The sequence below is a fragment of the Streptomyces sp. P17 genome (genome assembly GCF_032436805.1).
GTDB lineage: Bacteria > Actinomycetota > Actinomycetes > Streptomycetales > Streptomycetaceae > Streptomyces.
In genome coordinates this window covers 23,228-46,917 of the sequence record NZ_JAVRBF010000001.1, presented here as the reverse complement: position 1 = coordinate 46,917, position 23,690 = coordinate 23,228, and the positions used below count along the sequence as shown (strand labels likewise).

Below are 23,690 nucleotides of genomic sequence, written 5' to 3'. Positions count from 1 at the left end.
ATGGCCGACGATCCCTTTGTCCTCGGCGGTACGTCCTTCTCGTCCCGCCTGATCATGGGTACGGGCGGTGCGCCCTCCCTTGAGGTGCTGGAGCGGGCGCTGGTCGCGTCCGGGACGGAGCTGACGACGGTCGCGATGCGCCGGGTGGACGCCTCGGTGCACGGCTCGGTGCTGTCGGTGCTGGAGAAGCTGGGCATCCGGGTGCTGCCGAACACGGCGGGGTGCTTCACGGCGGGGGAAGCCGTCCTGACGGCACGCCTCGCGCGCGAAGCGCTCGGCACCGATCTGATCAAGCTGGAGGTCATCGCCGACGAGCGGACGCTGCTGCCGGATCCCATCGAGCTGCTGGACGCGGCCGAGACGCTGGTCGACGACGGGTTCACCGTACTGCCGTACACGAACGACGATCCGGTGCTGGCCCGCAAACTGGAGGACGTCGGCTGCGCGGCGATCATGCCGCTGGGGTCCCCGATCGGCTCCGGGCTCGGGATCCGCAACCCGCACAACTTCCAGCTGATCGTGGAGCACGCGCGCGTGCCGGTGATCCTGGACGCCGGGGCCGGTACCGCCTCGGACGCGGCGCTGGCGATGGAGCTGGGGTGCGCGGGTGTGATGCTCGCCTCGGCGGTGACGCGGGCGAAGGAGCCGGTCCTGATGGCCGACGCGATGCGGCACGCGGTGGAGGCGGGACGGCTGGCGTACCGCGCGGGCCGGATCCCGCGGCGCCACTTCGCGGAGGCGTCGTCTCCGGCGGAGGGCAGGGCGGTGCTGGACCCCGAACGTCCCGCATTCTGAACGGCCAAGTGGGTTGCGTCACAGGACGGCTTCAGTCCCGCTCCTATCCCGGACTGGAAGCCAGGGGTGTCAGTCGCTGCTCGTACACTCGCCTGCGTGGATACGACCCTTCAGGACCCGCTGGTCGGGCAGGTGCTCGACGGACGTTATCGCGTCGAGGCGCGGATCGCCGTCGGTGGGATGGCCACGGTCTACCGGGCCGTGGACACCCGGCTCGACCGTGTGCTCGCGCTGAAGGTGATGCACCCGGGGCTCGCGGCCGACGCCACCTTCGTGGAGCGGTTCATCCGGGAGGCGAAGTCGGTCGCCCGGCTCGCGCACCCCAACGTCGTGCAGGTCTTCGACCAGGGGACGGACGGGTCGTACGTCTACCTCGCCATGGAGTACATCGCCGGCTGCACCCTGCGTGACGTGCTGCGCGACCGCGGGGCGCTGCAGCCCCGGGCCGCCCTGGACATCCTGGAGCCGGTGCTCGCCGCGCTCGGCGCCGCGCACCGCGCCGGGTTCGTGCACCGGGACATGAAGCCGGAGAACGTGCTCATAGGGGACGACGGCCGGGTGAAGGTCGCCGACTTCGGCCTCGTACGGTCCGTGGACTCCGTCACCAACACCACCGGTTCCGTCCTCGGCACCGTCTCCTATCTCGCGCCCGAGCAGATAGAGCAGCCAGGCGCCGCGGACGCCCGCGTCGACGTGTACGCGTGCGGTGTCGTGCTGTACGAGATGCTCACCGGCGAGAAGCCGCACGACGGGGACTCCCCCGCGATCGTGCTCTACAAGCACCTTCACGAGGACGTCCCGCCGCCCTCGGCCCGCGTGCCCGGGCTGGCGTACGAGCTCGACGCGCTGGTCGCCTCGGCCACCGCGCGCACCCGGGACGTCCGCCCGCACGACGCGGTCGCGCTGCTCGCCGAGGCCCGTCAGACGCGTGCCGCGCTCAGCGCGGACCAGCTGGACGCGATGCCCCCGCAGGCGCTCTCCGCCGAGCACGACAACGCCGAGGACCGCACCAGCGTGATCCCGCGTTCGCTGACGGTGCCGCGCCCGCTGCCGGTCAACGAGGACGAGGACCGCTTCTCCCACACCAGCCGTCTGCAGTCCCCTGCCCCGCTCCCGCCGACGAGACGCCGGGGGTCCCGGCGCGGCCCCCTCGCCCTCGTCGTCGCCGCTTTGCTCGTCCTCGGTGTCGGCGCGGGCGTCTGGTACATCAACTCCGGCCAGTTCACCCGGGTCCCGGCGCTGCTGACCCAGACCGAGGCCAAGGCCAAGGACCGGCTGGAGGACGCCGGTCTGGAGGTCGGCAAGGTCGAGCGCGCCTTCAGCGACACCGTCAAGCGCGGCCAGGTCATCAGCACCGATCCGGCCGTCGGCAGCCGCATACGGCAGAACGACTCGGTGAACCTGGTCGTCTCCAAGGGCCCGCAGGTCGTGAAGGTCCCCGACCTGGTGGGCCACCGCCTGGACAAGGCACGGGCCCTGCTGAGGACCGAGGGTCTGGAGCCGGGCATGGTGACCCGGGAGTTCAGCGACTCCGTCCTCAAGGGCATGGTCATCTCGACGAACCCCGAGGCCGGCACCGAGCGCCGCTCGGGCTCCGCCGTCGCGCTCGTCGTGAGCAAGGGCGCCCCGGTCGACGTGCCGGACGTCACCGGCGAGAGCCTGGCGGACGCCAGGGCCGAGCTGGAGGATGCGGGCCTGAAGGTGGAGGTCGCCGCCGAGGAGGTCAACTCCTCCGAGGTCGGCAAGGGCGCGGTGGCCCAGCAGACGCCTCAGCCCGACACCCAGGCCGTCGCGGGCGACACGGTGACGCTGACGCTGTCCAAGGGCCCGGAGATGGTCGAGGTCCCGGACGTGGTGGGCGACAAGGTCGACGACGCCAAGGCCGAGCTGGAGGCGGCGGGCTTCGAGGTCGACGAGGACCGCGGGCTGCTCGGGCTGTTCGGCGACACGGTCAAGAGCCAGTCCGTGGACGGCGGTGACACCGCGCCCAAGGGCTCGACGATCACCATCGAGATCCGCTGACGGGACGTACGCACAGATGACCGTTCAGCAGCTCCGCAATCCCGTCGGCGGCCATGTCCCCGTGGCCGGCGGCCTGAACTCCGTGGGCCTGACCTACGCCCGCGACCTCAAGGCCGAGACCGTGCAGGTCTTCGTCGCCAACCCGCGCGGCTGGGCCACGCCGGCCGGAAACCCGCGGCAGGACGAGGAGTTCCGCGCGGCCTGCGCGCAGGAGTCGATCCCGGCGTACGTCCATGCCCCGTACCTGATCAACTTCGGCTCGCACACCGAGGCGACCGTCGAGAAGTCGGTGGAGTCGCTACGCCACTCGCTTCGGCGCGGGCGGGAGATCGGGGCGCTGGGCGTGGTCGTGCACACCGGCAGCGCGACCGGCGGCCGAGACCGCTCGGTGGCACTGAAGCAGGTACGGGAGTACCTGCTGCCGCTGCTGGACGAGCTGACCCACGACGACGACCCGTACCTGCTGCTGGAGTCGACGGCCGGCCAGGGCTACTCGCTGTGCTCCCGCACCTGGGACTTCGGGCCCTACTTCGAGGCGCTGGACGCCCATCCGAAGCTCGGCGTGTGCCTGGACACCTGCCACATCTTCGCCGCCGGACACGATCTGACCGGCCCGAACGGCATGCACCAGACCCTGGATCTGCTGGTGGACACGGTCGGCGAGGGACGGCTGAAGCTGATCCACGCCAACGACTCCAAGGATGTGGTCGGCGCACACAAGGACCGGCACGAGAACATTGGCTCCGGCCATATCGGCGAGGACCCGTTCCGGGCCCTGATGACCCACCCGGCCACCGAGGGCGTACCGCTGATCATCGAGACGCCCGGCGGCAAGGAGGGGCACGCGGCGGACGTGGAGCGCTTGAAAAAGCTCAGAGACGGCTAAAGCTCAGAGACGGCTGAAGAAGCTCAGAGGCAACTAGGGGGTGTTTTGAAAGTCCCGCACAGCACCCACGGCGCCCGGCACGCACCCTCGCCGCACCGGCCAAAGACCCAAGTACGTCCAGTACGAGGGCCTTCGTCCGGCACGCCGAGGGCACGCACCGAACACCGCGGGCACCGCACAGGACTTTCAAAACACCCCCTAGAGCTCCGGCCCGTCCCCCGGCTCCTCCTGGTAGGAGTAGCGCTGTTCCTTCCACGGGTCGCCGATGTTGTGGTAGCCGCGCTCCTCCCAGAAGCCGCGACGGTCGGCGGTCATGTACTCCACGCCCCGGACCCACTTGGGGCCCTTCCAGGCGTACAGGTGAGGCACCACGAGCCGGAGCGGGAAGCCGTGTTCCGCGGTGAGCAGTTCGCCGTCCTTGTGGGTGGCGAAGATGGTCCGCTCGGCGGCGAAATCCTCAAGGCGCAGGTTGGAGCTGAAGCCGTACTCCGCCCACACCATCACGTGGGTGACGGCATCGGCGGGCGGGGCGAGCTCCAGGATGGTCCGGGCGGGGATTCCGCCCCACTCGGCGCCGAGCATGCTGAACTTGGTGACGCAGTGCAGATCGGCCACGACGGTGGTGTACGGCAGGGCCGCGAACTCCTCATGGGTCCAGCAGTGCTTCTCACCGTCTGCGGTGGCGCCGAAGACCCTGAACTCCCAGCGCTCGGGGCGGAACTTGGGGACCGGTCCGTAGTGGGTGACCGGCCAGCCGCGCTGCAGGCGCTGCCCCGGCGGGAGCTCCGGCTGTACCGCTCCTCCAGATTCGCGCTCCACCGGCTGACCCATGTCTCCATCCTGACAGACCCGGGGCAGTGCACTTGACCAGCTGCCGCTCAAAGCAACAAAGCGGTCAAATCGAAGTAAGCATGCACTTACTTACTAAGTGAAGACTTACTGGACGATCTTCGATGCCGGTGCAAGGATGCGGCGCAACCTGCCAGTTCCCCCGTTCTCTTGGAAGGAGCCTCTGCGATGCAGGGCGACCCCGAGGTCATCGAATTCCTCAACGAGCAGCTCACCGGCGAGCTGACGGCGATCAACCAGTACTGGCTGCACTACCGGATCCAGGACAACAAGGGCTGGACCAAGCTCGCCAAGTACACGCGTGAAGAATCCATCGACGAGATGAAGCACGCGGACAAGATCACCGAGCGCATCCTGATGCTGGACGGCCTGCCGAACTACCAGCGGCTGTTCCATGTGCGGGTCGGCCAGACGGTCACCGAGATGTTCCAGGCGGACCGGCAGGTGGAGGTGGAGGCGATCGACCGCCTCAAGCGCGGGATCGAGGTGATGCGCACCAAGGGCGACATCACGTCCGCGAACATCTTCGAGTCGATCCTGGAGGACGAGGAGCACCACATCGACTATCTGGACACGCAACTGGAGCTGATCGACAAGCTCGGTGAGGCGCTCTACCTCGCGCAGCAGATCGAGCAGCCGAGCTAAGCGGCTTCTTCCAGCTCTTCCAGCTCGGCGAGGACCGGACGGCCCTGGTCGGTCAGCTCACGGCGGGGGCACGCGCCCCGGCCCAGCAGCGCCTGGATCCGGCGTACACACGAACCGCAGTCGGTGCCTGCCTTGCAGGCCGAGGCTATCTGGCGAGGTGTGCAGGCGCCGCCCTCCGCGTGCTTCTTCACCTGCTGCTCGGTGATGCCGAAGCAACTGCAGACGTACACGCGGTTCACCTCCCGCCGGGATCGATAAGTGGTGCCGTACCGATGTAACCGCATGCCCGTTGATCGGTGAGGCTAACCTAACCTTACCCGGCACACAGGAGCCATGAAAGTGGCGTGGGGCGCGGATCGTATGTGATCCGCGCCCCACTGCGCTCTTTGGTAACAGCCGAACCGGCTACTGGTCCCTGTACATCTCCGCGACCAGGAAGGCCAGGTCAAGGGACTGGCTGCGGTTCAGACGCGGGTCGCAGGCCGTCTCGTAACGCTGGTGCAGATCGTCGACGAAGATCTCGTCGCCGCCGCCCACGCACTCGGTGACATCGTCACCGGTGAGCTCGACATGGATGCCGCCCGGGTGCGTGCCCAGCGACTTGTGGACCTCGAAGAAGCCCTTGACCTCGTCGAGCACGTCGTCGAAGCGGCGGGTCTTGTGGCCGGAGGCCGCCTCGAAGGTGTTGCCGTGCATCGGGTCGGTCACCCAGGCCACGGTGGCGCCCGAGGCGGTGACCTTCTCGATCAGCTCCGGGAGCTTGTCGCGGACCTTGTCGGCGCCCATGCGGACGATGAAGGTCAGCCGGCCCGGCTCGCGGTCCGGGTCCAGGCGCTCGATGTACTGCAGCGCCTCCTCGGCCGTGGTCGTCGGGCCGAGCTTGATGCCGATCGGGTTGCGGATCTTCGAGGCGAACTCGATGTGCGCGTGGTCCAGCTGCCGGGTGCGCTCACCGATCCACACCATGTGCGCGGAGACGTCGTAGAGCCGGCCGGTGCGGGAGTCGACCCTGGTCAGGGCGGACTCGTAGTCCAGCAGCAGCGCCTCGTGCGAGGAGTAGAACTCGACCGTCTTGAACTCCTCCGGGTCGGCCCCGCAGGCGTGCATGAAGTTGAGCGCGTTGTCGATCTCGCGGGCGAGCTGCTCGTAGCGCTGGCCGGACGGGGACGACTTCACGAAGTCCTGGTTCCAGGCGTGCACCTGGCGCAGGTCGGCGTAGCCGCCGGTGGTGAAGGCGCGCACCAGGTTGAGCGTCGAGGCGGAGGCGTTGTACATCCGCTTCAGGCGCTCGGGGTCCGGGATGCGGGCGGCCTCGGTGAAGTCGAAGCCGTTGACGGAGTCGCCGCGGTAGGTCGGCAGGGTCACGCCGTCGCGGGTCTCGGTCGGCTTGGAGCGCGGCTTGGAGTACTGGCCGGCGATCCGGCCGACCTTGACCACCGGCACCGAGGCGGCATACGTCAGCACGGCGCCCATCTGGAGCAGGGTCTTGAGCTTGTTGCGGATCTGGTCGGCGGACACCGCGTCGAAGGCCTCGGCGCAGTCGCCACCCTGGAGCAGGAACGCCTCTCCCTTGGCGACGGCCGCCATCCGGGCGCGCAGCTGGTCGCACTCGCCCGCGAAGACGAGCGGCGGATACGACTCGAGGTCCGCGATCACTGCGCGCAGAGCCTCGGTGTCGGGGTACTCGGGCTGCTGCGCCGCGGGCAGGTCTCGCCAGGTGTTGCCAGCGCTTGCGCTGGTCTTAGCGTTCACGGTCACGACGTCAACATTACGGGGTTGTGTCCATCGTCCATTCCCTGGCTCACCAACTGAGACGCCCCGGGAGCTTTCAGGGCGAGCTGTCGATGGGTGCGGCGGAGCATCAGCCGGGCCATGAAGGGGTGGGCGTGACGGACCACTGACCAGTAGAGACGGCCGCGCCTGTGGTGGATCCGGACCACCGACCCGAGGGTCACCCTCCGCGCCTTCACGTCCACCAGGAGCGAGGCGCGGTAGTCGAGATGACCGGCGTCCTGGCCGAGCAGAACCTCGTCGTCCGAGCGGCCGACGACCGGGGTGCCCCGGAGTGTGCCCTCCCAGGCCGCCGGGTCGGTCGGCATGCCCGGGCGCAGCTCCAGGGCGTAGGCGTCGGCGTAGTCGGTCTCGGGGAAGGCGGCACGCAGCAGGGCGGCTCCTTCGGGCACCTCGACGGCTTCCGGGCGGTCCCAGGTGAGCCGCTGGAGCAGGCGGACGTACCGGCCTCGGCGCACAGGTCGGGCGACGGTGCCGGTGGCGGCCGGCTCGGCGTTGTCGAACAGTTCCTCGATGACGTTGCCGTGCATCGCGCGCACCGCGAGCAGCCAGCCGAGACGCTCCCCCAGCGGCTGGTCCTGCTCCAGGAGATGCCGTATGCGGCAGCGGTCAGGACCCAGCGGCTCGACGGACAGTTCGTGGAAGCCGGTGCCGGGCGGGTCGAAGGCGAAGCGGACGCGGCGGCCGGGGTCGTACTCGGCGACCGTGTAGCGCACCGGGCCGTGTCCGCCGGCGGCGCCGACGGCGAGCGGCCGGTCGAAGCGGACCGGGGCCCAGGCGGGGCTCGGGAAGAGCGGGTCGTCGGGGGCGGCGAGCCGGTCCAGGAGGGCGCCCACCCGCTCGGCGGGCGCGGCGAGGATGCGGTCGTGAACGTTGCGCACAGTGCCCATCGGAGCACCTCCATACGGTGGCGTATGGTCAACCGTACGGTACCGTACGGTCATGGTGCAACGCCTCCCTCGCAAGTCCCCGGGCAAGGCCCGGCTGAGCGCCCGGGACTGGGCCGACGCCGCGCTCGTCGCGATGAGCGAGGGCGGGCTCGCGGCCGTGGCCGTGGAACCGCTGGCCACCCGGCTCGGCACCACCAAAGGCAGCTTCTACTGGCACTTCGCCAACCGGGACGCGCTGATCGAGGCCGCGCTCGATCGCTGGGCGGAGACCGAGACCGAGGGGATCATCAACGAGCTGGAGCGGGAGCCCGATCCGGAACGGCGGCTGCGCCTCCTCTTCGCCGAGGCCATCCGGTCCTCGGCCGAGGACCCGCTGGAGGTCTCGCTGCTGGCCACCGCCGACGACCCGCGCGTCGCCACCGTCCTCGCCCGCGTCACCGAACGCCGGGTCGCCTACGTCGCCCAGCTCTTCACCGAGGCCGGCTTTCCCGAGCCGGAGGCACGGCGACGCGGGCTGCTCGCCTACAGCGTGTACCTGGGCCACACCCAGCTCGGCCACGCCGTCCCGGCCACGCTCCCGGAGGGCGAGGCGCTGACGCGCTATCTCGACGGCGCCCTCGATCTGCTGCTGATGCGCTAGGGTCGGGCGCATGTTCGCGCACTCGACCCAGAACCAGAACTGGTGGTGGACCGCTTCTCCGGCGGCCCACTGACTGCGCGTACGCAAGACTTCGCGAAGGCCGCCCGAGGGGCGGCCTTCGGTGTTTTCCGGGTCCGTTCCTCGCAAGTGAACTCCCAGCGAGCTCCCCAGCCGAGAAGGAACCGGACCCATGCAGCTGCTCGATCTGCTCGACGATCCCCGCCCGTTCGCCCTGCTGCGCCGCCGCACCCCGGGCCATGACGAGAACACCGTGGAGGTGTTCCTCGGCCCGGTCCACTCCTGCGACCGGCTCGCCGACCTCCCCGACGAGGGCCTCGCGCTCGTCCCCTTCCGCCAGATCCGCGAGCGGGGCTTCGACGTCCGCGACGACGGGACGCCCCTGACGGTGCTGTCGCCCGAGGAGACCCACACCCTGGCTCTGGACGAGGCCCTCGCTCAGCTCCCCGGCCGCGACGTCCACGTGGAGGCCGGCGGCTTCGACGTCGGCGACGAGGAGTACGCCGGGATCGTCGGGCGCGTGCTGCGCGAGGAGATCGGGCGGGGCGAGGGCGCGAACTTCGTGATCCGGCGGACGTACGAGGGGGACATCCCGGGGTTCTCCCGCGCCGACGCCCTCGCCCTGTTCCGGCGGCTGCTCGAAGGCGAGCGGGGCGCGTACTGGACGTTCGTCGTGCACACCGGGGAGCGGACGCTGGCCGGGGCGAGCCCCGAGGTCCACGTGAGGATGTCCGGCGGCACCGTCGTCATGAACCCGATCAGTGGGACGTACCGCTATCCCGCCGAGGGCCCCACCCCCGAGCATCTGCTCGGCTTCCTCGCCGACGGCAAGGAGATCGAGGAGCTGTCGATGGTCGTCGACGAGGAGCTCAAGATGATGTGCACCGTCGGGGACATGGGCGGAGTGGTGGTCGGGCCCCGGCTGAAGGAGATGGCCCATCTCGCGCACACGGAGTACGAGTTGCGCGGGAAGTCCTCGCTGGATGCACGGGAGGTCCTCAAGGAGACCATGTTCGCGGCCACCGTCACCGGCTCACCCGTGCAGAACGCCTGCCGGGTCATCGAGCGGCACGAAGTCGGCGGGCGCGGCTACTACGCGGGGGCGCTCGCGCTGCTGGGCCGGGATTCCGGCGGCGCCCAGACCCTCGACTCCCCCATCCTCATCCGCACCGCCGACATCTCGGCCGACGGCCACCTGCGCGTCCCCGTCGGCGCGACCCTGGTCCGTGGCTCGGACCCGGAGAGCGAGGTCGCGGAGACCCACGCCAAGGCGGCGGGTGTACTGGCGGCTTTGGGCGTACGTCCGTCCCGGCCGCGTGAGGAGCACGCGCGCGTACGCCTCGCCGACGACCCACGCGTGCGTGCCGCCCTCGACGGGCGCCGGGCTTCCCTCGCGCCGTTCTGGCTGCGGATGCAGGAGCGGGCCGAGGAGCTGAGCGGACACGCCCTGGTGGTGGACGGCGAGGACACCTTCACCGCGATGCTCGCGCACGTGCTGCGGTCCAGCGGGCTCGATGTCACTGTCCGGCGGTACGACGAACCGTGCCTCAAGGAAGCCGTCCTCGCGCACGACGGTCCACTCGTCCTCGGCCCCGGTCCCGGCGACCCCTCCGACCTGGAAGACCCGAAGATGCGCTTTCTGCGGGACCTGACCGCCGAGGTGATCCGGAACCACCGGCACGGCGTCCTCGGCGTCTGCCTCGGGCACGAGCTGATCGCGGCCGAACTGGGCCTTGAGATCGTCCGCAAGGAGGTCCCGTACCAGGGCGCGCAGACGTCGGTCGATCTGTTCGGGCGGCCGGAGACCGTCGGCTTCTACAACAGCTTCGTGGCCCGCTGCGACGACGACACGGCCGGGGAACTGGCCGCGCACGGCGTCGAGGTCAGCCGGAGTGCGTCGTACGAGGTGCACGCGCTGCGGGGGCCCGGCTTCGCCGGAGTGCAGTTCCACCCCGAGTCGGTGCTGACGCTGAACGGTGCCGCGATCGTCCGGGAGCTGGTGGGTCGGCTCCGCGGCACCAGCACGTTCTCCGAGCGGCGGCCCTCCTTGTAGTCCAGGACGTTCTTCACCGTGGCGTCGACGATCTGGCCGACGGCGTCGACGGTGTAGTACGCCTGGTGGGAGGTGACCAGGACGTTCGGGAAGGTGACCAGGGGGGCCAGGGTGTCGTCCTCGGTCGCCTCCAGGGACTTGTCGAGGAAGAACAGGCCCGCCTCCGCCTCGTACACATCGAGGCCGACGCCCAGGAAGCGGCCCTCGCGCAGTTCGGCGACGAGGGTCGCGGTGTCGATCAGGCCGCCGCGGCTGGAGTTCACCAGGATCGCGTCGTCCCGCATCGCCTTGAGGGCGTCGGCGTCGATCAGGTGCCGGGTCTCCGGCATCAGCGATCTCCAGGACGCGCGCGCCGAGGTCGGCGTTGACGCTGGTGGAGACGGTCTCGTAGCCGGCCGCGATGGGAGCGGTGTCCTCGTTGAGGAAGACGTCCAGACAGCGGACGTCGTGGTGGCCGGCGGAAGCCTGCTCGATCAGGGGTTTCTCGTCGGCCTGGACACCGAAGGCCAGATCTCCACGACTGCTCCCGTTCTGCTCGGCTATGGGCCGAATACACGGCCCATAGCCGGGTGCCGCCGGGTCAGCCGAAGAACACCCCGACCTCCTCGTACAGCTTCGGATCCACCGTCTTCAGCTTCGCCGTCGCCTCCGCGATCGGGACGCGGACGATGTCCGTGGAGCGCAGGGCGACCATCTTGCCGAAGTCGCCGTCGCGGACGGCCTCGATGGCGTGCAGGCCGAAGCGGGTGGCGAGCCAGCGGTCGAAGGCGCTGGGGGTGCCGCCGCGCTGGACGTGTCCGAGTACGGTCGTACGGGCCTCCTTGCCGGTGCGCTTCTCGATCTCCTTGGCCAGCCACTCGCCGACGCCGGAGAGCCGGACGTGCCCGAAGGAGTCCAGCGACTCGTCCTTGAGCACCACGTCGCCGTCCTTGGGCATCGCGCCCTCGGCGACGACCACGATGGGGGCGTAGGACGCCTTGAAGCGGGAGGTCACCCAGGCGCACACCTTCTCGATGTCGAAGCGCTGTTCGGGGATGAGGATGACGTTGGCGCCGCCCGCGAGGCCGGAGTGGATGGCGATCCAGCCTGCGTGACGGCCCATCACCTCCACGACGAGGACGCGCATATGGGACTCGGCGGTGGTGTGCAGCCGGTCGATGGCCTCCGTCGCGATGCCTACGGCGGTGTCGAAGCCGAAGGTGTAGTCGGTGGCGGAGAGGTCGTTGTCGATCGTCTTCGGGACGCCGACGCAGGGCACGCCGTACTCGTCCGACAGCCGCGCGGCCACCCCGAGGGTGTCCTCGCCGCCGATCGTGATGAGCGCGTCGACCTCCTGCTTGGCGAGGTTCTCCTTGATCCGCTTGATGCCGTCCTCTTGCTTGAGGGGGTTGGTGCGCGAGGAGCCGAGGATGGTGCCGCCGCGGGGCAGGATGCCGCGCACGGCGGGGATGTCGAGACGCACGGTGTCGCCGTCGAGCGGACCGCGCCAGCCGTCCCGGAAGCCGGTGAAGTCATAGCCGTACTCCTGAACGCCCTTGCGGACGATGGCCCGGATGACGGCGTTGAGACCGGGGCAGTCGCCGCCTCCGGTCAGTACTCCGACCCGCATGGAAATGTCCCTTCGCCGCGGTTGCCTGGTGAGGCCACGCTAATAGTGATCCAGGTCACTCAGGGATGGGTCGGAGGCGCAATTCCGGTGAATCGTCGGGCGATTGGTTTACTCGTCGTCAAGCCCGCGCTCGATGGCGTACCGCACGAGTTCCACGCGATTGTGCAGTTGGAGCTTGCCGAGGGTGTTCTGGACGTGGTTCTGCACGGTGCGGTGGGAGATGACGAGACGTTCGGCTATCTGCTTGTAGCTCAGGCCCTTGGCGACCAGACGCAGCACCTCGGTCTCCCGCTCGGTGAGCTGCGGGGCGCCCGGCTGGTCGGCGTCCCGGTCGGCGGGCGCGGGCTCGGAGGCGAGGCGCCGGTACTCGCCGAGGACCAGGCCGGCCAGGCCCGGGGTGAACACCGGGTCGCCGACGGCGGTACGGCGGACCGCGTCCAGGAGTTCCTCCGTGGACGCCGACTTCAGCAGATAGCCGGTGGCGCCGGACTTGACCGCTTCCAGTACGTCGGCGTGCTCGCCGCTCGCGGACAGGACCAGGACGCGCAGGGCCGGGTTGTGGCCGACGAGTTCCTTGCAGACCTGGACGCCCGGCTTGGCGGGGAGGTTGAGGTCGAGGACGAGGACGTCGGGGCCCGCGGCCTTGGCGCGGCGCACGGCCTGTTCGCCGTCGCCCGCGGTGGCGACCACCTCGAAACCGGACTCGGCCAGATCGCGGGCGACGGCGTCGCGCCACATGGGGTGGTCGTCGACCACCATGACCTTGATCGGGCCGCTCTGCTGCTCACTCATGGATCCCCCGAGACAACTGCTTCGGTACCTTCAGTTCGACTTCCGTGCCCTGCCCGGCCACCGAGATCAGCTCCGCGCTGCCCCCGACGTCCCGCAGCCGCCCCCGGATCGACAGGGCGACCCCGAGCCGCCCCTCGCCCTCCGCCTGCGCGAGCCGCCCTTCGGGAATGCCCGGTCCGTCGTCCCGGACGGTCACGATGACGCAGTCCGGCTCGTCCTCCACCAGGATCCACGCGCGCGCGTGCTCGCCCGCGTGCTTGCGGACATTGTCCAGGGCGGCCCCGACGGCCGAGGCCAGCTCCCGTGCGGAGGCCGGCGGCAGCACGACAGGCGCCCCGGGCTCGGCGAGGCTGACCCGGGACCCGGCGTAGGGAGCGAGCAGCGCCCGCAGATCGAGCGGCCCGCCGTCGTCCGCCTCTTCCTGCACGGCGCGTACGACCGCGCCCTCCGCCGCGTCCTCCGACACCCGCGACACGGGCGTCAGACCACCGGAGACCAGCGTGCGCAGCGCCACCTCCTGCTCGCCGGCCATCCTCCCCAGCTCGGCCGCCTCGCCGCCGATGACGGCACCGCGCCGCTGCACCATGGCGAGCACCTGGAGCACGCTGTCGTGGATGTCCCGGGCCAGCCGCTCGCGTTCCCTGGTCGCGGCCTCGATCTCCAGGGCGCGGGCGAGGGTGCGCTCGGAGGCGCGGGCGACCTCGACGACGTAGCCGATGGCGATGGAGGCGACCCAGACGAGGATCACCGCGTGGACGGTGTCCCGGGTCGGGGCGCCACGGTGGACGAGGTTGGCGACGGCGACCAGAGTGGAGGCGAAGGCCGCCCAGCGCCAGCCGCCCTTGATGGCGAACGCGAGCACCGAACCGGCCGTCCATATCGACGGCAGCGTCGGACTGCCCGACTCGATGTGCGCGGCCGAGTCGGCGACCCGGGTGAGCATGATGCCGACGATCGCGAGGGTCAGGTCGGCGGCGAGGAAGCGCTTGGTGCAGGCGGCGGCGTTCGTGACCCGGGGCAGGGTCGCGAAGGTCCACACGGTCAGTACGGCGAAGTAGCCGACGGCGACCCAGGGGCGGGCGAACTCGTCGTGGGCGCTGACGAACAGGCCGATCGCGTACAGCAGGGTGAGGATCCGGTACCCCCTGAGCGCACGCCACAGCGGCTGCTCGACCGACATCCTCAGGACTCTCTCGCGCTTGGCCAACTCCCCCACCCCCCGGATCGCAATGCCGTGTCTAGGACTCGGACTTTTCCTTCTCCGCCTGATCCTTCTCGGCCTTCGCGAGGGCGGCCTTGGCCGCCCTCTCCGCTTCCTTCTCGGCCTTGGCCGCCTCCGCGATCCGGCGCTTGGCAGCGGTGGCGTACATGTCGACGTACTCCTGGCCGGAGAGCTTCATGATCTCGTACATGACCTCGTCGGTCAGGGCGCGCAGGACGAAGCGGTCGTGCTCCATGCCCTGGTAGCGGCTGAAGTCCAGGGGCTTGCCGATCCGGATGCCCGGACGCATCAGCTTGGGCATGACCTTGCCCGGCGGCTGGATCTTCTCCGTGTCGATCATGGCGACGGGGATGACGGGCGCCCCGGTGGCGAGCGCCACGCGCGCGAGGCCGCCGGGCTTGCCCCGGTACAGCCGGCCGTCGGGCGAGCGGGTGCCCTCCGGGTAGATGCCGAACAGCTCACCGCGCTCCAGCACCTCTATGCCGCTCTTGATGGCCGCCTCGCCCGCGCCGCGCGCCCCGGAGCGGTCCACGGGGAGCTGGCCGACGCCCTTGAAGAACGCGGCCGTCAGTCGGCCCTTGACGCCCGGGGTCGTGAAGTACTCGGCCTTCGCGATGAAGGTGACCTTGCGGTCGAGGACCGCGGGCAGGAAGAACGAGTCCGAGAACGAGAGGTGGTTGCTCGCCAGGATCGCGGGGCCCTCGCCGGGAACGTTCTCCATGCCTTCCACCCAGGGCCTGAAGGCGAGCTTCAGCGGCCCCCCGATGGATACCTTCATCGCGCCGTACAACAACCGAGTGCCTCCTGTGTCTGTCGGTCAGACCTTAACCCGGAGCGCCCGCAAAGAGACCTACGACCCTGGTCGGTGTCAGTGCGGTCGCGTACGGTGAAGTACCTGCAACCGACCTCATGAACAGGAGACCGAAGGTGCCGGTCCTTCCTGGAGCCGAGCCGTACCGCCATGAGGGCGGGGAGATCTCCGTTCTCCTCTGCCACGGCTTCACCGGTTCCCCGCAGTCGCTGCGCCCCTGGGCGGAGTATCTCGCCGAGCGCGGGCTGACCGTCTCGCTGCCGCTGCTGCCCGGGCACGGCACACGCTGGGAGGACCTCCAGCTCACCGGCTGGCAGGACTGGTACGCGGAAGTGGACCGCGAGCTGCGCGCCCTGCGGGAGCGTTCCGCGCAGGTGTTCGTGGCCGGTCTGTCCATGGGCGGCGCCCTGGCGCTCAGGCTGGCGGCCAAGCACGGCGACGCGATCGACGGCGTGGTCGTCGTCAACCCCGCCAACAAGGTGCACGGCCTGGCCGCGCACGCCCTCCCGGTGGCCCGGCACTTCGTCCGGACGACGAAGGGCATCGCCAGCGACATCGCCAAGGAGGGCAGCCAGGAGCTCGGCTACGAGCGGGTGCCGCTGCACGCGGCGCACTCCCTGCGGCACTTCTTCCGAGTGGTCGACGGCGAGCTGCCGCAGGTCACCCAGCCGCTGCTGCTCCTGCACAGTCCGCAGGACCACGTGGTGCCGCCGGCCGACTCGGCCCGCGTCCTCAGCAGGGTCTCGTCGGCGGATGTGACGGAGATCGTGCTGGAACAGAGCTACCACGTGGCGACGTTGGACCATGACGCGGACCGGATCTTCGAGGAGAGCCACGCGTTCATGACCCGGATCGCAACCGGTCTCGGCAAGGAAGGGACGGCCGTAGGTGGCTGAGCACGACTCCGACCGCGAGGATCGCGAGCCGGACGACCAGGGTGCCCGTTTCGACGAGGACGCCGCCTGGGCGGCCATCGTCGCCGGGTTCGGCGAGGAGCCGCCGGACCCGCCGGGCGCCAAGCCGTTCAAGTCCGTCGAGGATCTGGCGCTGCTGGAGGCCGAGGCCAACGACGACGAGGCCGACAAGGCGGACAGGTCCGAAGGCGACACCAAGACCGAGCCGGTCAGGCCGCTGGGCGGCTCCGTCGCCTTCGCGCCCGGCGTCGGCCCGCGCGACTACTCCGCGCCCGAGCCGAAGGACGAGGACCTCGACGAGGACGACGAGGGCCACTTCGTACCGCCGGAGCCGCCGCCGCTGCCCGCGGCGGACCCGACGGCGAAGTTCGCGTGGCTGGCGGTCCTCGGCGGGCCGATACTGCTGCTGCTCGCGGTGCTGCTGGGCTGGGACATGACCTGGTGGCTCACCACGCTGGGGATCGGCGGCTTCCTGGGCGGCTTCGCCACGCTGGTGATGCGGATGCGGACAGGTGACGAGGACGACGACGATCCGGGGCGCGGAGCGGTCGTCTGACATACGTGGGACAGGGCCCGCCCGGAGTTGCTCCGGCGGGCCCTCGCGCGTCCGCGCAAAAGACGTCTGCGCGAAAAGGGAACCCGATCCAGCCGAACGGCGAAGGAGAGGTGACAACCCGAACGAGCCCGACAAGGCCAAGCAGCGGCCGTGGCTAGGACGCGGGAACTCGGAGGGCTGCCAGGACCGGGAGGTGGTCCGTGGCCGCCCTCAGATCCGTCTCGGTGATGCCGGGCTGGTCCAGCGGGACGCCGCAGCTGAGGACTTCGATGCCCTTCGTCGCGAAGATCGCGTCGATGCGCTGGTGCGGGTCGGTCGGGGTCGAGGTGTACTCGCTGCCCCAGGGGGCGACGGCCCAGCAGTCCTGGAGGTTGTCGGCGAGGCGCTCGAAGGTGCGGCCGTGGGGGCGTTCGTTGAGGTCGCCGCCGGCGATCGCGTGCTCCACGCCCAGGGCGGCCAGGCGGTCCAGGAGCATGCCGCCCTGGTCGTAGCGCTCGTCCTTCTGGAGGCTGAGGTGGCAGCTCAGGACGCCTACGCGGGCGCCGCCGAACCGGACGACCGCGGTCGCGAAGCCGCGGCGGTGGAGGCCGGGAGTGAGGGGGAGGAGGACGTCCTCGGTGCGCTCGACCGTGGCGCGCAGGCCGCACAGGATCGCGGGGCCCGCGGCGGTGGCTCCGCCGGTGAGGATGACGAGGTCGGCGGCTCGGGCCAGGCGGGCGAGTTTCTTCCGCCAGCGGAAGAAGCGGGGGGCTTCCTGGACGAGGACCAGGTCGGGGGCGCAGGCGCGGATGACGCGGGCGAGGGCGTCTGTGTCGTCGCGCATCGAGCGGATGTTGTAGCTCAGGACTCGGAGGAGGGCTGAACCGTCAGACATGCGGATCAATGTACGCCCCCTGCCTCGGGGCGCGAGGGGAGTACGCCTCGCGCCCCGTCAGGGAGTTACATGACCGGGTCCGGCTCCCGCGCCAGGTCCGCCGCGCCCACCAGGCCCGCCTTGTTGCCCAGCTGGGCCGCGATCACATCGGCCACCGGGCGCCAGTTGCCGCCCACCAGCCAGCGCTTGTACGACTTGCGGATCGGGTCGAGAACCAGCTCGCCCTCGTCGGAGAGGCCGCCGCCGACGATGAACGCGGAGGGGTCGAAGAGGGAGGCCAGGTCGGCGAGGCCCGCGCCGGCCCAGCGGGCGAGCTCGCGGTAGGAGTCCACGGCGACCGGGTCGCCCTGCCGGGCGGCGACGGAGATGTGCTTGCCCTCGATGCCGTCGGGGGTGCCGTCACCCAGCGCCAGCAGCACCTCGGCGCGCTCGGGGGTGGCGTTGGCACGCTGCTTGGCGTACCGGACGAGGGCGCGCCCCGAGGCGTACTGCTCCCAGCAGCCCTGCGAGCCGCAGCCGCACAGCAGGCCGTCCGGGACCATGCGGATGTGGCCGAACTCGGCGGCCACGCCGAAGTGGCCGCGGCGCAGCTTGTTGCCGATGATGATGCCGCCGCCGAGACCGGTGCCGAGCGTGATGCAGATGACGTTGCGGTGGCCCTTGCCGGCGCCGAACTTGTACTCGCCCCAGGCCGCGGCGTTGGCGTCGTTCTCCACGACGACCGGGAGGCCCACGCGGGCCTCGACCTTCTCCTTCAGCGGCTCCTGGCGCCAGTCGATGTTCGGCGCGAAGTAGACCGTCGAGCGCTGACGGTTGACGTATCCGGCCGCACCGATGCCCACGCCGACGATCTCGTGCCCGGCGCGCGCGCCCTCGACGGCGGAGGCGATGGCGTCCACGATGCCCTCGGGCGTGCCCGGGGTCGGCACCTTGTGGGTCGAGAGGATGTTGCCTTCCTCGTCGACCACGCCGGCCGCGATCTTCGTGCCGCCGATGTCGACGCCGATGGTGAGTCCCATGAATCCCTCAGTTTCGGTCGAGCCCCGCTACGGCCAACCGTACCCGAGGCCCTGCCGTCAGGTTCGAGTCGTCCGCCCTGCGAGCGCGGGCTTCGAGCGTCCCTGGAGGACCGGCCGGGTGTCAGTCCAGGTCGATGCGCTCGCCGGGACCGGAGTCGTCGCCGCGGTCCCGGCGCTCCTCCAGGTCGTGGTCGTCCCCGGTGGTCCAGCGGCGCTCCTGGGCCTGGACGGCGGAGCGGTAGGCGGCGAGCAGTTCGTTTCCGGCCGCCGCCAGGTGGTCGAAGACGTCCGGGTTGCGTTCGATGACGGGCTCGACGGCGGCCTTCGCCTGCTCCACGACCTGCTTGACGACCTGCTGGGCGGCGGGCCCGGCGACCGCGCCGAACAGCGGGGACTGCAGGGAGGACAGCTTGTCGCTGACGGCGTCGACGAACTTGCGCAGTTCCTCGGCGGCCGAGCCCGGGGGCGGGCCGTACCGGGCCCGGCGGCGGGCCTGCTCCGCGGCGAGGTCCTCGGCGCACGCCGTCGCCCACGCGTCGGCGTCGCTCGCCCGTACCTCGTCGAGCGCCTCGTTGCCGGCGGCGTCGGACGGCGGGAGCTCTTCGCTCATGACGGACTCCTGACTACGGTTCGTCTCTACGACGTTACCCGAACGGGCGTACCGGCTTCACCGGGTCCCGGGCCACAACCGCGGGTCGGGCGCGAACCGGATCCGCAGCACCCCGTCCCGCAGCGCGGCCCCGTCGACGGTGCACCGGCGCAGGGCGGAGGGCAGCGGGACGATACGGCGGAACGGCCCGGCGGTGACGACGAGTTCGTCCCCGCGCCGGACCAGGTCGAGGTCGTCGCGTACGGCGCCGGGGAGCGGGATGTTCCACACGAGCACGCCGTCGTCGGCAAGGCTGTCGGTGACGGGCCACTCGACAGTGGAGGGCCGGGCGTTGACGGGGACGCCGAGCGCCGCGAGGTCGTCGGCACCGCGCGGGTCCTGTCCGAGGTGGGGGACGACCTGGACGTCGTACGACTCCCGCCACTCCTCCAGGATCTTGCGCTGCTGGGCGACGAGCCCCGCGGGCCAGTCCTCGGGCACGACCCGGTTGGCGACCAGGACGTCGGGGCGCAGCCCGCGCAGGGCGAGGGCGAGGGTGGCGCCGCGCACGGCGTCGGCGCCGGCGGGTCCGGGCTCGGCGACGAGGCGTACGGCGGTGCGCCGGTCGGCCACGACGGCTGCCGCGGCGGCCAGCTCGACGTCCCAGCGCGCCGCGGTCTCGTACAGCCACTCCGCGGGCATGGGAACCCCGGCGAGCCGCCCGAGGACGGGGCGCAGGGCGCGGGCCGCCTGCCGCTCGGGCGGAAGGAGCCGTCGCAGGTAGCGGCGCAGTTCCTCGGGGAGGGCGAGGAGCGCGAGGGCGTGCGCGGTGGCGGGGAGGTCCACGACGAGGAGGTCGTGCCGCTCCGGGAGTGCCGCGTCGCGCAGGGCGCGCAGGAGCGTGAGCTCGTCGGCGCCGGGGAGAGGGGTGACCTCCTCGGGGTCAAGACGGGAGGCGCCGAGGAGGTCGAGAGCGGCGGTGGCCCGTTCCTGGAAGGCGGCGAGATCGTCGCGGAAACCGGCGGCGGAGTCGGGCCGCCAGGCGGTGAGTCGCTCACCGGCCTCCACCGGCGCGGGCCCCGTCGGCACACCGAGCACGGCACCGAGGGTGTCGTCGCGGTCGGCGCTCAGCACAAGAACCCGCTCACCGTCCCTGGCGGCGGCAAGCGCGGTGGCGGCAGCGATCGTCGTACGACCGCTGCCACCGGGACCGGTGATCAAGATGGTGCGCATGAGGGTGAACGGTAACGGAGACCCGCCCACCGCCCGGGGCTACGCCGATTCCACCCGCTTCTTCAGCCCCGCCAGCGCCCGGTCGATGATGACCTTCTCGGCCTTGCGCTTGATCATCCCGAGCATCGGGATCTTGACGTCGACCGTCAGCACATAGGTGACCTCGGTCGCCCCGGACCCCGCGGGCTTGAGGATGTACGACCCGTCCAGCGACCGCAGCATCTGGGACTTCACCAGCGTCCACGACACCTCGTGCTCACCGGTCCAGGTGTATGCCAGCACCTGGTCGTCCTTGATCGCACCCGCGTCCATCACAAGGCGTACCTGCTCGGCGCGGCCCTGGCCGTCCGTCACCAGGACCTCCGCCTCCTTCACCTCGCCGGTCCAGTCCGGGTAGCGAGCGAAGTCGGCGATCACCCCCATGACCTCGGCCGGTGCCGCCTCGATCGTGATGCTCGAACTGGTGTGTTCCGCCATCGCCGTGGCTCCTCCAGATGCGGGGCCGGTATGCCGTCCTCGTGCGCACGTGTGTGCAGCGTGAAGGCTACCGCGCACCCGACCCGTCGAACTCCAGCGCCCATGGCTTCCCGGTCCCCGCGAAGTGCCCCACGTTCACGCACTCCGTCGATCCGATGCGCATCCGGGGCACCAGGGGCTGATGGACATGGCCGAAGAGCGAGTAGCGGGGCCGCGTCCGTCTGATGGCGTCCAGCAACGCCCTGCTCCCCCGCTCGAAGCGGCGCGCGACGGTGTCGTAGACCAGTTCCGGCACCTCCGGCGGGATGTGGGTGCACAGCACGTCCACCTCCCCGACGGCCTCGACCTTCGCCGCGTACTCCTCGTCGCTGATCTCGTACGGCGTGCGCATGGGGGTCCTCAGGCCCCCGCCCACGAAGCCGAACGTCCAGCCGCCGATCTCCACCCGCTCCCCGTCCAGCACGGTCGTGCCGGGGCCCGCGTACTCGGGCCACAGGGGCGGCATGTCGACATTGCCGTAGGTCGCGTACGTCGGCGTGGGGAACACCGCGAACAGCTCGGCGTACTGTTTGCGTACCGCCTTCTCGATCACCGCGCCGCGGTCCGAGCCGATCCCGGCCCACAGCCGGGCCCCGAAGTCGCGGGCCTCGTCGTAGCGGCGGGCGGTGCGCAGTTCGACGATACGGTCGGCGTTCTCGGCGCCGAACAGGTCGGGGAAGATGCCTCGGGAGTGGTCGGCGTAGTCGAGGAAGAGGACCAGGTCACCCAGGCAGATCAGAGCGTCCGCACCGTCACCGGCTCTGGCCAGGTCACGGACGTTGCCGTGTACGTCGCTGACCACGTGAACGCGCGTCCTGCTGTTACCGGCTGGTGTGGATGCCATGGCGATCAAGCGTAAGCGTGTGCGGCATGCGTGAACAGTGGCGGCTGGACCTGCGGTTACTGGCTAGTCGTCAAACACGTCGACTACTGTGCGCGCAGAAGCACCCATTCTTGCGGTACCGATCCGTGTGACGCAGCGAACATCTCGCCGGGACCCCCTGTCGAAGAAGCCATACCGGCGGGTAACGTCCGGGCAGTCCAGTCGTGCTCAGGATTTCAACCACCGAAATACCTGGGTACCTGCCCGAGCCTTGGACCGCACCGTCGCATCACACAACGTCGTGGCGCCGGCGCCCTATGAGGAGCAGCAGTCTTGCGCGAGTTCAGCCTTCCGGCTTTGTACGAGGTCCCCGCGGACGGCAATCTGACCGACATCGTCCGCAGAAACGCCGCGCAGCATCCCGACGTCGCCGTCATCGCCCGCAAGGCGGGCGGCAGCTGGCAGGACGTGACGGCCACGGCCTTCCTCGCCGAGGTGCACGCCGCCGCCAAGGGCATCATCGCGGCCGGAGTGCAGCCGGGCGACCGGGTCGGGCTGATGTCCCGTACCCGCTACGAGTGGACCCTGCTGGACTTCGCGATCTGGTCGGCGGGCGCGGTCACCGTGCCGGTGTACGAGACCAGCTCCCCGGAGCAGGTGCAGTGGATCCTCGGCGACTCGGGCGCGACCGCGGTGCTCACGGAGCTGGACAACCACACGGCCGCCGTGGAGTCGGTGCGCGACCGGCTGCCCGCTCTCAAGCACGTCTGGCAGATCGAGGCCGGCGGCATCGAGGAGCTGGGCCGGCTCGGGCAGGACATCAGCGACCGGACGGTCGAGGAGCGCAGCTCGCTGGCGAAGGCCGACGACCCGGCGACGATCGTCTACACCTCCGGCACGACCGGCCGCCCCAAGGGCTGTGTGCTCACCCACCGCAGCTTCTTCGCGGAGTGCGGCAACGTGGTCGAGCGGCTGCGCCCGCTGTTCCGTACCGGCGAGTGCTCGGTGCTGCTGTTCCTGCCGCTGGCGCATGTCTTCGGCCGGCTGGTGCAGATCGCGCCGATGATGGCGCCGATCAAGCTGGGCTGTCTGCCGGACATCAAGAACCTCACCGATGAGCTGGCCCAGTTCCGGCCGACGCTGATCCTCGGTGTGCCGCGCGTCTTCGAGAAGGTCTACAACTCGGCGCGCGCCAAGGCGCAGGCGGACGGCAAGGGCAAGATCTTCGACAAGGCGGCCGACACGGCCATCGCCTACAGCCGCGCGCTGGACACCCCCTCGGGTCCGTCCGTCGGCCTGAAGATCAAGCACAAGGTCTTCGACAAGCTCGTCTACAGCAAGCTGCGCGCGGTCCTCGGCGGCCGGGGCGAGTACGCCATCTCCGGCGGAGCCCCGCTGGGCGAGCGCCTCGGTCACTTCTTCCGCGGTACCGGCTTCACGGTGCTGGAGGGCTACGGCCTGACCGAGTCCTGCGCGGCGACCGCCTTCAACCCCTGGGACCGCCAGAAGATCGGCACGGTCGGCCAGCCGCTGCCCGGCTCGGTGGTGCGCATCGCCGACGACGGCGAGGTGCTGCTGCACGGCGAGCACATCTTCAAGGAGTACTGGAACAACCCCGGCGCCACCGAGGAGGCGCTGGCCGACGGCTGGTTTCACTCCGGCGACATCGGCACCCTCGACGAGGACGGCTACCTGAGGATCACCGGCCGCAAGAAGGAGATCATCGTCACCGCGGGCGGCAAGAACGTCGCCCCGGCCGTGATCGAGGACCGTATCCGCGCGCACGCGCTGGTCGCGGAGTGCATGGTGGTGGGCGACGGGCGGCCGTTCGTGGGCGCGCTGGTCACCATCGACGAGGAGTTCCTGGGCCGCTGGGCCGCCGAGCACGGCAAGCCCGCGGATGCCACCGCGGCGTCGCTGCGCGAGGACGCGGACCTGCTGGCCGCCATCCAGTCGGCGATCGACGACGGCAACGCCGCGGTGTCCAAGGCGGAATCGGTGCGGAAGTTCCGCATTCTGTCCTCCCAGTTCACGGAGGAGACGGGCCACCTGACGCCGTCGCTGAAGCTCAAGCGGAACGTGGTGGCGAAGGACTTCGCGCAGGAGATCGAGGCGATCTACGCGAAGTGACCGCAGCCGGTCG

At 70.5% G+C, this 23,690-nt stretch carries 24 protein-coding genes and 1 pseudogene; 10 read left to right on the top strand and 15 right to left on the bottom strand.

The window, feature by feature from the left end; translation table 11 throughout:
* The 3 genes from RMT89_RS00235 (at window position 1) to RMT89_RS00225 (ending at window position 3,703) form a co-directional block, all read left to right on the top strand.
* Entirely contained in the window at window positions 1-795 is a 795-nt protein-coding gene (locus RMT89_RS00235) for a thiazole synthase (protein WP_315881818.1), read from the top strand.
* A 96-nt stretch (window positions 796-891) separates the two neighbouring features.
* On the top strand, window positions 892-2,817 hold the full coding sequence (pknB, locus tag RMT89_RS00230; protein ID WP_315881817.1) for a Stk1 family PASTA domain-containing Ser/Thr kinase: 1,926 nt from the start codon (window positions 892-894) through the stop codon (window positions 2,815-2,817).
* Window positions 2,818-2,833: 16 nt separating this feature from the next.
* Window positions 2,834-3,703 carry a deoxyribonuclease IV gene (locus RMT89_RS00225; protein ID WP_315881816.1) on the top strand — a complete coding sequence of 290 codons (870 nt, stop codon included), beginning with the start codon at window positions 2,834-2,836 and terminating at the stop codon, window positions 3,701-3,703.
* Between the two features lie 198 nt (window positions 3,704-3,901).
* Here RMT89_RS00225 and RMT89_RS00220 read toward each other — a convergent pair whose 3' ends face one another.
* Entirely contained in the window at window positions 3,902-4,534 is a 633-nt protein-coding gene (locus tag RMT89_RS00220; RefSeq protein ID WP_315881815.1) for a sulfite oxidase-like oxidoreductase, read from the bottom strand.
* Window positions 4,535-4,720: 186 nt separating this feature from the next.
* Here RMT89_RS00220 and bfr point away from each other — a divergent pair, with 186 nt between their 5' ends.
* Window positions 4,721-5,197, top strand: coding sequence for a bacterioferritin (gene bfr / locus RMT89_RS00215; protein WP_015661040.1), 477 nt, complete (start codon window positions 4,721-4,723; stop codon window positions 5,195-5,197).
* On the opposite strand, the gene RMT89_RS00210 is transcribed toward bfr, so the two are convergent.
* The 3 genes from RMT89_RS00210 to RMT89_RS00200 form a co-directional block, all read right to left on the bottom strand.
* Window positions 5,194-5,436 (bottom strand): (2Fe-2S)-binding protein, encoded by a 243-nt coding sequence (locus RMT89_RS00210; protein ID WP_315881814.1) that lies wholly within the window; start codon window positions 5,434-5,436, stop codon window positions 5,194-5,196. The two genes, bfr and RMT89_RS00210, sit on opposite strands and share 4 nt — an antisense overlap.
* A gap of 166 nt (window positions 5,437-5,602) precedes the next feature.
* Entirely contained in the window at window positions 5,603-6,955 is a 1,353-nt protein-coding gene (locus RMT89_RS00205; RefSeq protein WP_315881813.1) for a class II 3-deoxy-7-phosphoheptulonate synthase, read from the bottom strand.
* Window positions 6,952-7,878: a DUF2867 domain-containing protein gene (locus RMT89_RS00200; RefSeq protein ID WP_315881812.1), complete on the bottom strand. Its 927-nt coding sequence runs from the start codon at window positions 7,876-7,878 to the stop codon at window positions 6,952-6,954. Before RMT89_RS00200 ends, RMT89_RS00205 begins: the two co-directional genes overlap by 4 nt.
* 52 nt (window positions 7,879-7,930) lie before the next feature.
* Here RMT89_RS00200 and RMT89_RS00195 point away from each other — a divergent pair, with 52 nt between their 5' ends.
* The 3 genes from RMT89_RS00195 (at window position 7,931) to RMT89_RS00190 (ending at window position 10,589) form a co-directional block, all read left to right on the top strand.
* Window positions 7,931-8,518, top strand: coding sequence for a TetR/AcrR family transcriptional regulator (locus tag RMT89_RS00195; RefSeq protein WP_315881811.1), 588 nt, complete (start codon window positions 7,931-7,933; stop codon window positions 8,516-8,518).
* A gap of 10 nt (window positions 8,519-8,528) precedes the next feature.
* Window positions 8,529-8,591: a trp operon leader peptide gene (locus RMT89_RS45820; RefSeq protein ID WP_376395695.1), complete on the top strand. Its 63-nt coding sequence runs from the start codon at window positions 8,529-8,531 to the stop codon at window positions 8,589-8,591.
* Window positions 8,592-8,708: 117 nt separating this feature from the next.
* The gene (locus tag RMT89_RS00190; protein WP_315881810.1) at window positions 8,709-10,589 is read left to right on the top strand and encodes an anthranilate synthase family protein; all 1,881 of its coding nucleotides are present in this window, start codon (window positions 8,709-8,711) and stop codon (window positions 10,587-10,589) included.
* On the opposite strand, the pseudogene RMT89_RS00185 reads toward RMT89_RS00190, so the two are convergent.
* The 5 genes and pseudogenes from RMT89_RS00185 to RMT89_RS00165 form a co-directional block, all read right to left on the bottom strand.
* Window positions 10,544-11,099: pseudogene (locus tag RMT89_RS00185) on the bottom strand (NAD(P)-dependent oxidoreductase); the annotation flags it as partial. The gene RMT89_RS00190 and the pseudogene RMT89_RS00185 sit on opposite strands and share 46 nt — an antisense overlap.
* Before the next feature lie 70 nt (window positions 11,100-11,169).
* Entirely contained in the window at window positions 11,170-12,198 is a 1,029-nt protein-coding gene (locus tag RMT89_RS00180; protein WP_315881809.1) for a 6-phosphofructokinase, read from the bottom strand.
* A 108-nt stretch (window positions 12,199-12,306) separates the two neighbouring features.
* Window positions 12,307-12,990: a response regulator transcription factor gene (locus RMT89_RS00175; protein ID WP_315881808.1), complete on the bottom strand. Its 684-nt coding sequence runs from the start codon at window positions 12,988-12,990 to the stop codon at window positions 12,307-12,309.
* The gene (gene macS / locus RMT89_RS00170) at window positions 12,983-14,197 is read right to left on the bottom strand and encodes a MacS family sensor histidine kinase (RefSeq protein ID WP_315881807.1); all 1,215 of its coding nucleotides are present in this window, start codon (window positions 14,195-14,197) and stop codon (window positions 12,983-12,985) included. Before macS ends, RMT89_RS00175 begins: the two co-directional genes overlap by 8 nt.
* A gap of 31 nt (window positions 14,198-14,228) precedes the next feature.
* A complete protein-coding gene (locus RMT89_RS00165; RefSeq protein WP_315881806.1) occupies window positions 14,229-14,990 on the bottom strand; it encodes a lysophospholipid acyltransferase family protein in 762 nt (253 codons plus the stop codon).
* Window positions 14,991-15,139: 149 nt separating this feature from the next.
* Between RMT89_RS00165 and RMT89_RS00160 the strand changes: the two genes are divergently transcribed.
* Window positions 15,140-15,919: an alpha/beta fold hydrolase gene (locus RMT89_RS00160; protein ID WP_315881805.1), complete on the top strand. Its 780-nt coding sequence runs from the start codon at window positions 15,140-15,142 to the stop codon at window positions 15,917-15,919.
* Window positions 15,912-16,493 (top strand): hypothetical protein, encoded by a 582-nt coding sequence (locus RMT89_RS00155; RefSeq protein WP_315881804.1) that lies wholly within the window; start codon window positions 15,912-15,914, stop codon window positions 16,491-16,493. Before RMT89_RS00160 ends, RMT89_RS00155 begins: the two co-directional genes overlap by 8 nt.
* Window positions 16,494-16,647: 154 nt before the next feature.
* Here the strand turns inward: RMT89_RS00155 and RMT89_RS00150 are convergent, their stop codons facing one another.
* The 6 genes from RMT89_RS00150 to RMT89_RS00125 all read right to left on the bottom strand — a co-directional run bounded on the left by RMT89_RS00150 (window position 16,648) and on the right by RMT89_RS00125 (window position 21,568).
* Entirely contained in the window at window positions 16,648-17,367 is a 720-nt protein-coding gene (locus RMT89_RS00150) for an endonuclease/exonuclease/phosphatase family protein (protein ID WP_315881803.1), read from the bottom strand.
* A 65-nt stretch (window positions 17,368-17,432) separates the two neighbouring features.
* Window positions 17,433-18,386, bottom strand: a complete 954-nt coding sequence (locus tag RMT89_RS00145; RefSeq protein ID WP_315881802.1) for an ROK family glucokinase — start codon at window positions 18,384-18,386, stop codon at window positions 17,433-17,435.
* Window positions 18,387-18,507: 121 nt separating this feature from the next.
* Window positions 18,508-18,996 (bottom strand): DUF5304 domain-containing protein, encoded by a 489-nt coding sequence (locus RMT89_RS00140; RefSeq protein WP_315881801.1) that lies wholly within the window; start codon window positions 18,994-18,996, stop codon window positions 18,508-18,510.
* A gap of 57 nt (window positions 18,997-19,053) precedes the next feature.
* A complete protein-coding gene (locus RMT89_RS00135; protein ID WP_315881800.1) occupies window positions 19,054-20,208 on the bottom strand; it encodes an ArsA-related P-loop ATPase in 1,155 nt (384 codons plus the stop codon).
* Between the two features lie 39 nt (window positions 20,209-20,247).
* Window positions 20,248-20,685: an SRPBCC family protein gene (locus RMT89_RS00130; protein ID WP_315881799.1), complete on the bottom strand. Its 438-nt coding sequence runs from the start codon at window positions 20,683-20,685 to the stop codon at window positions 20,248-20,250.
* 67 nt (window positions 20,686-20,752) lie between these two features.
* Window positions 20,753-21,568: a metallophosphoesterase gene (locus tag RMT89_RS00125; RefSeq protein WP_315881798.1), complete on the bottom strand. Its 816-nt coding sequence runs from the start codon at window positions 21,566-21,568 to the stop codon at window positions 20,753-20,755.
* Between the two features lie 312 nt (window positions 21,569-21,880).
* Between RMT89_RS00125 and RMT89_RS00120 the strand changes: the two genes are divergently transcribed.
* Complete coding sequence (locus RMT89_RS00120; RefSeq protein ID WP_315881797.1) at window positions 21,881-23,677, top strand: AMP-dependent synthetase/ligase; 1,797 nt, start codon at window positions 21,881-21,883, stop codon at window positions 23,675-23,677.
* Window positions 23,678-23,690: the final 13 nt, after the last annotated feature.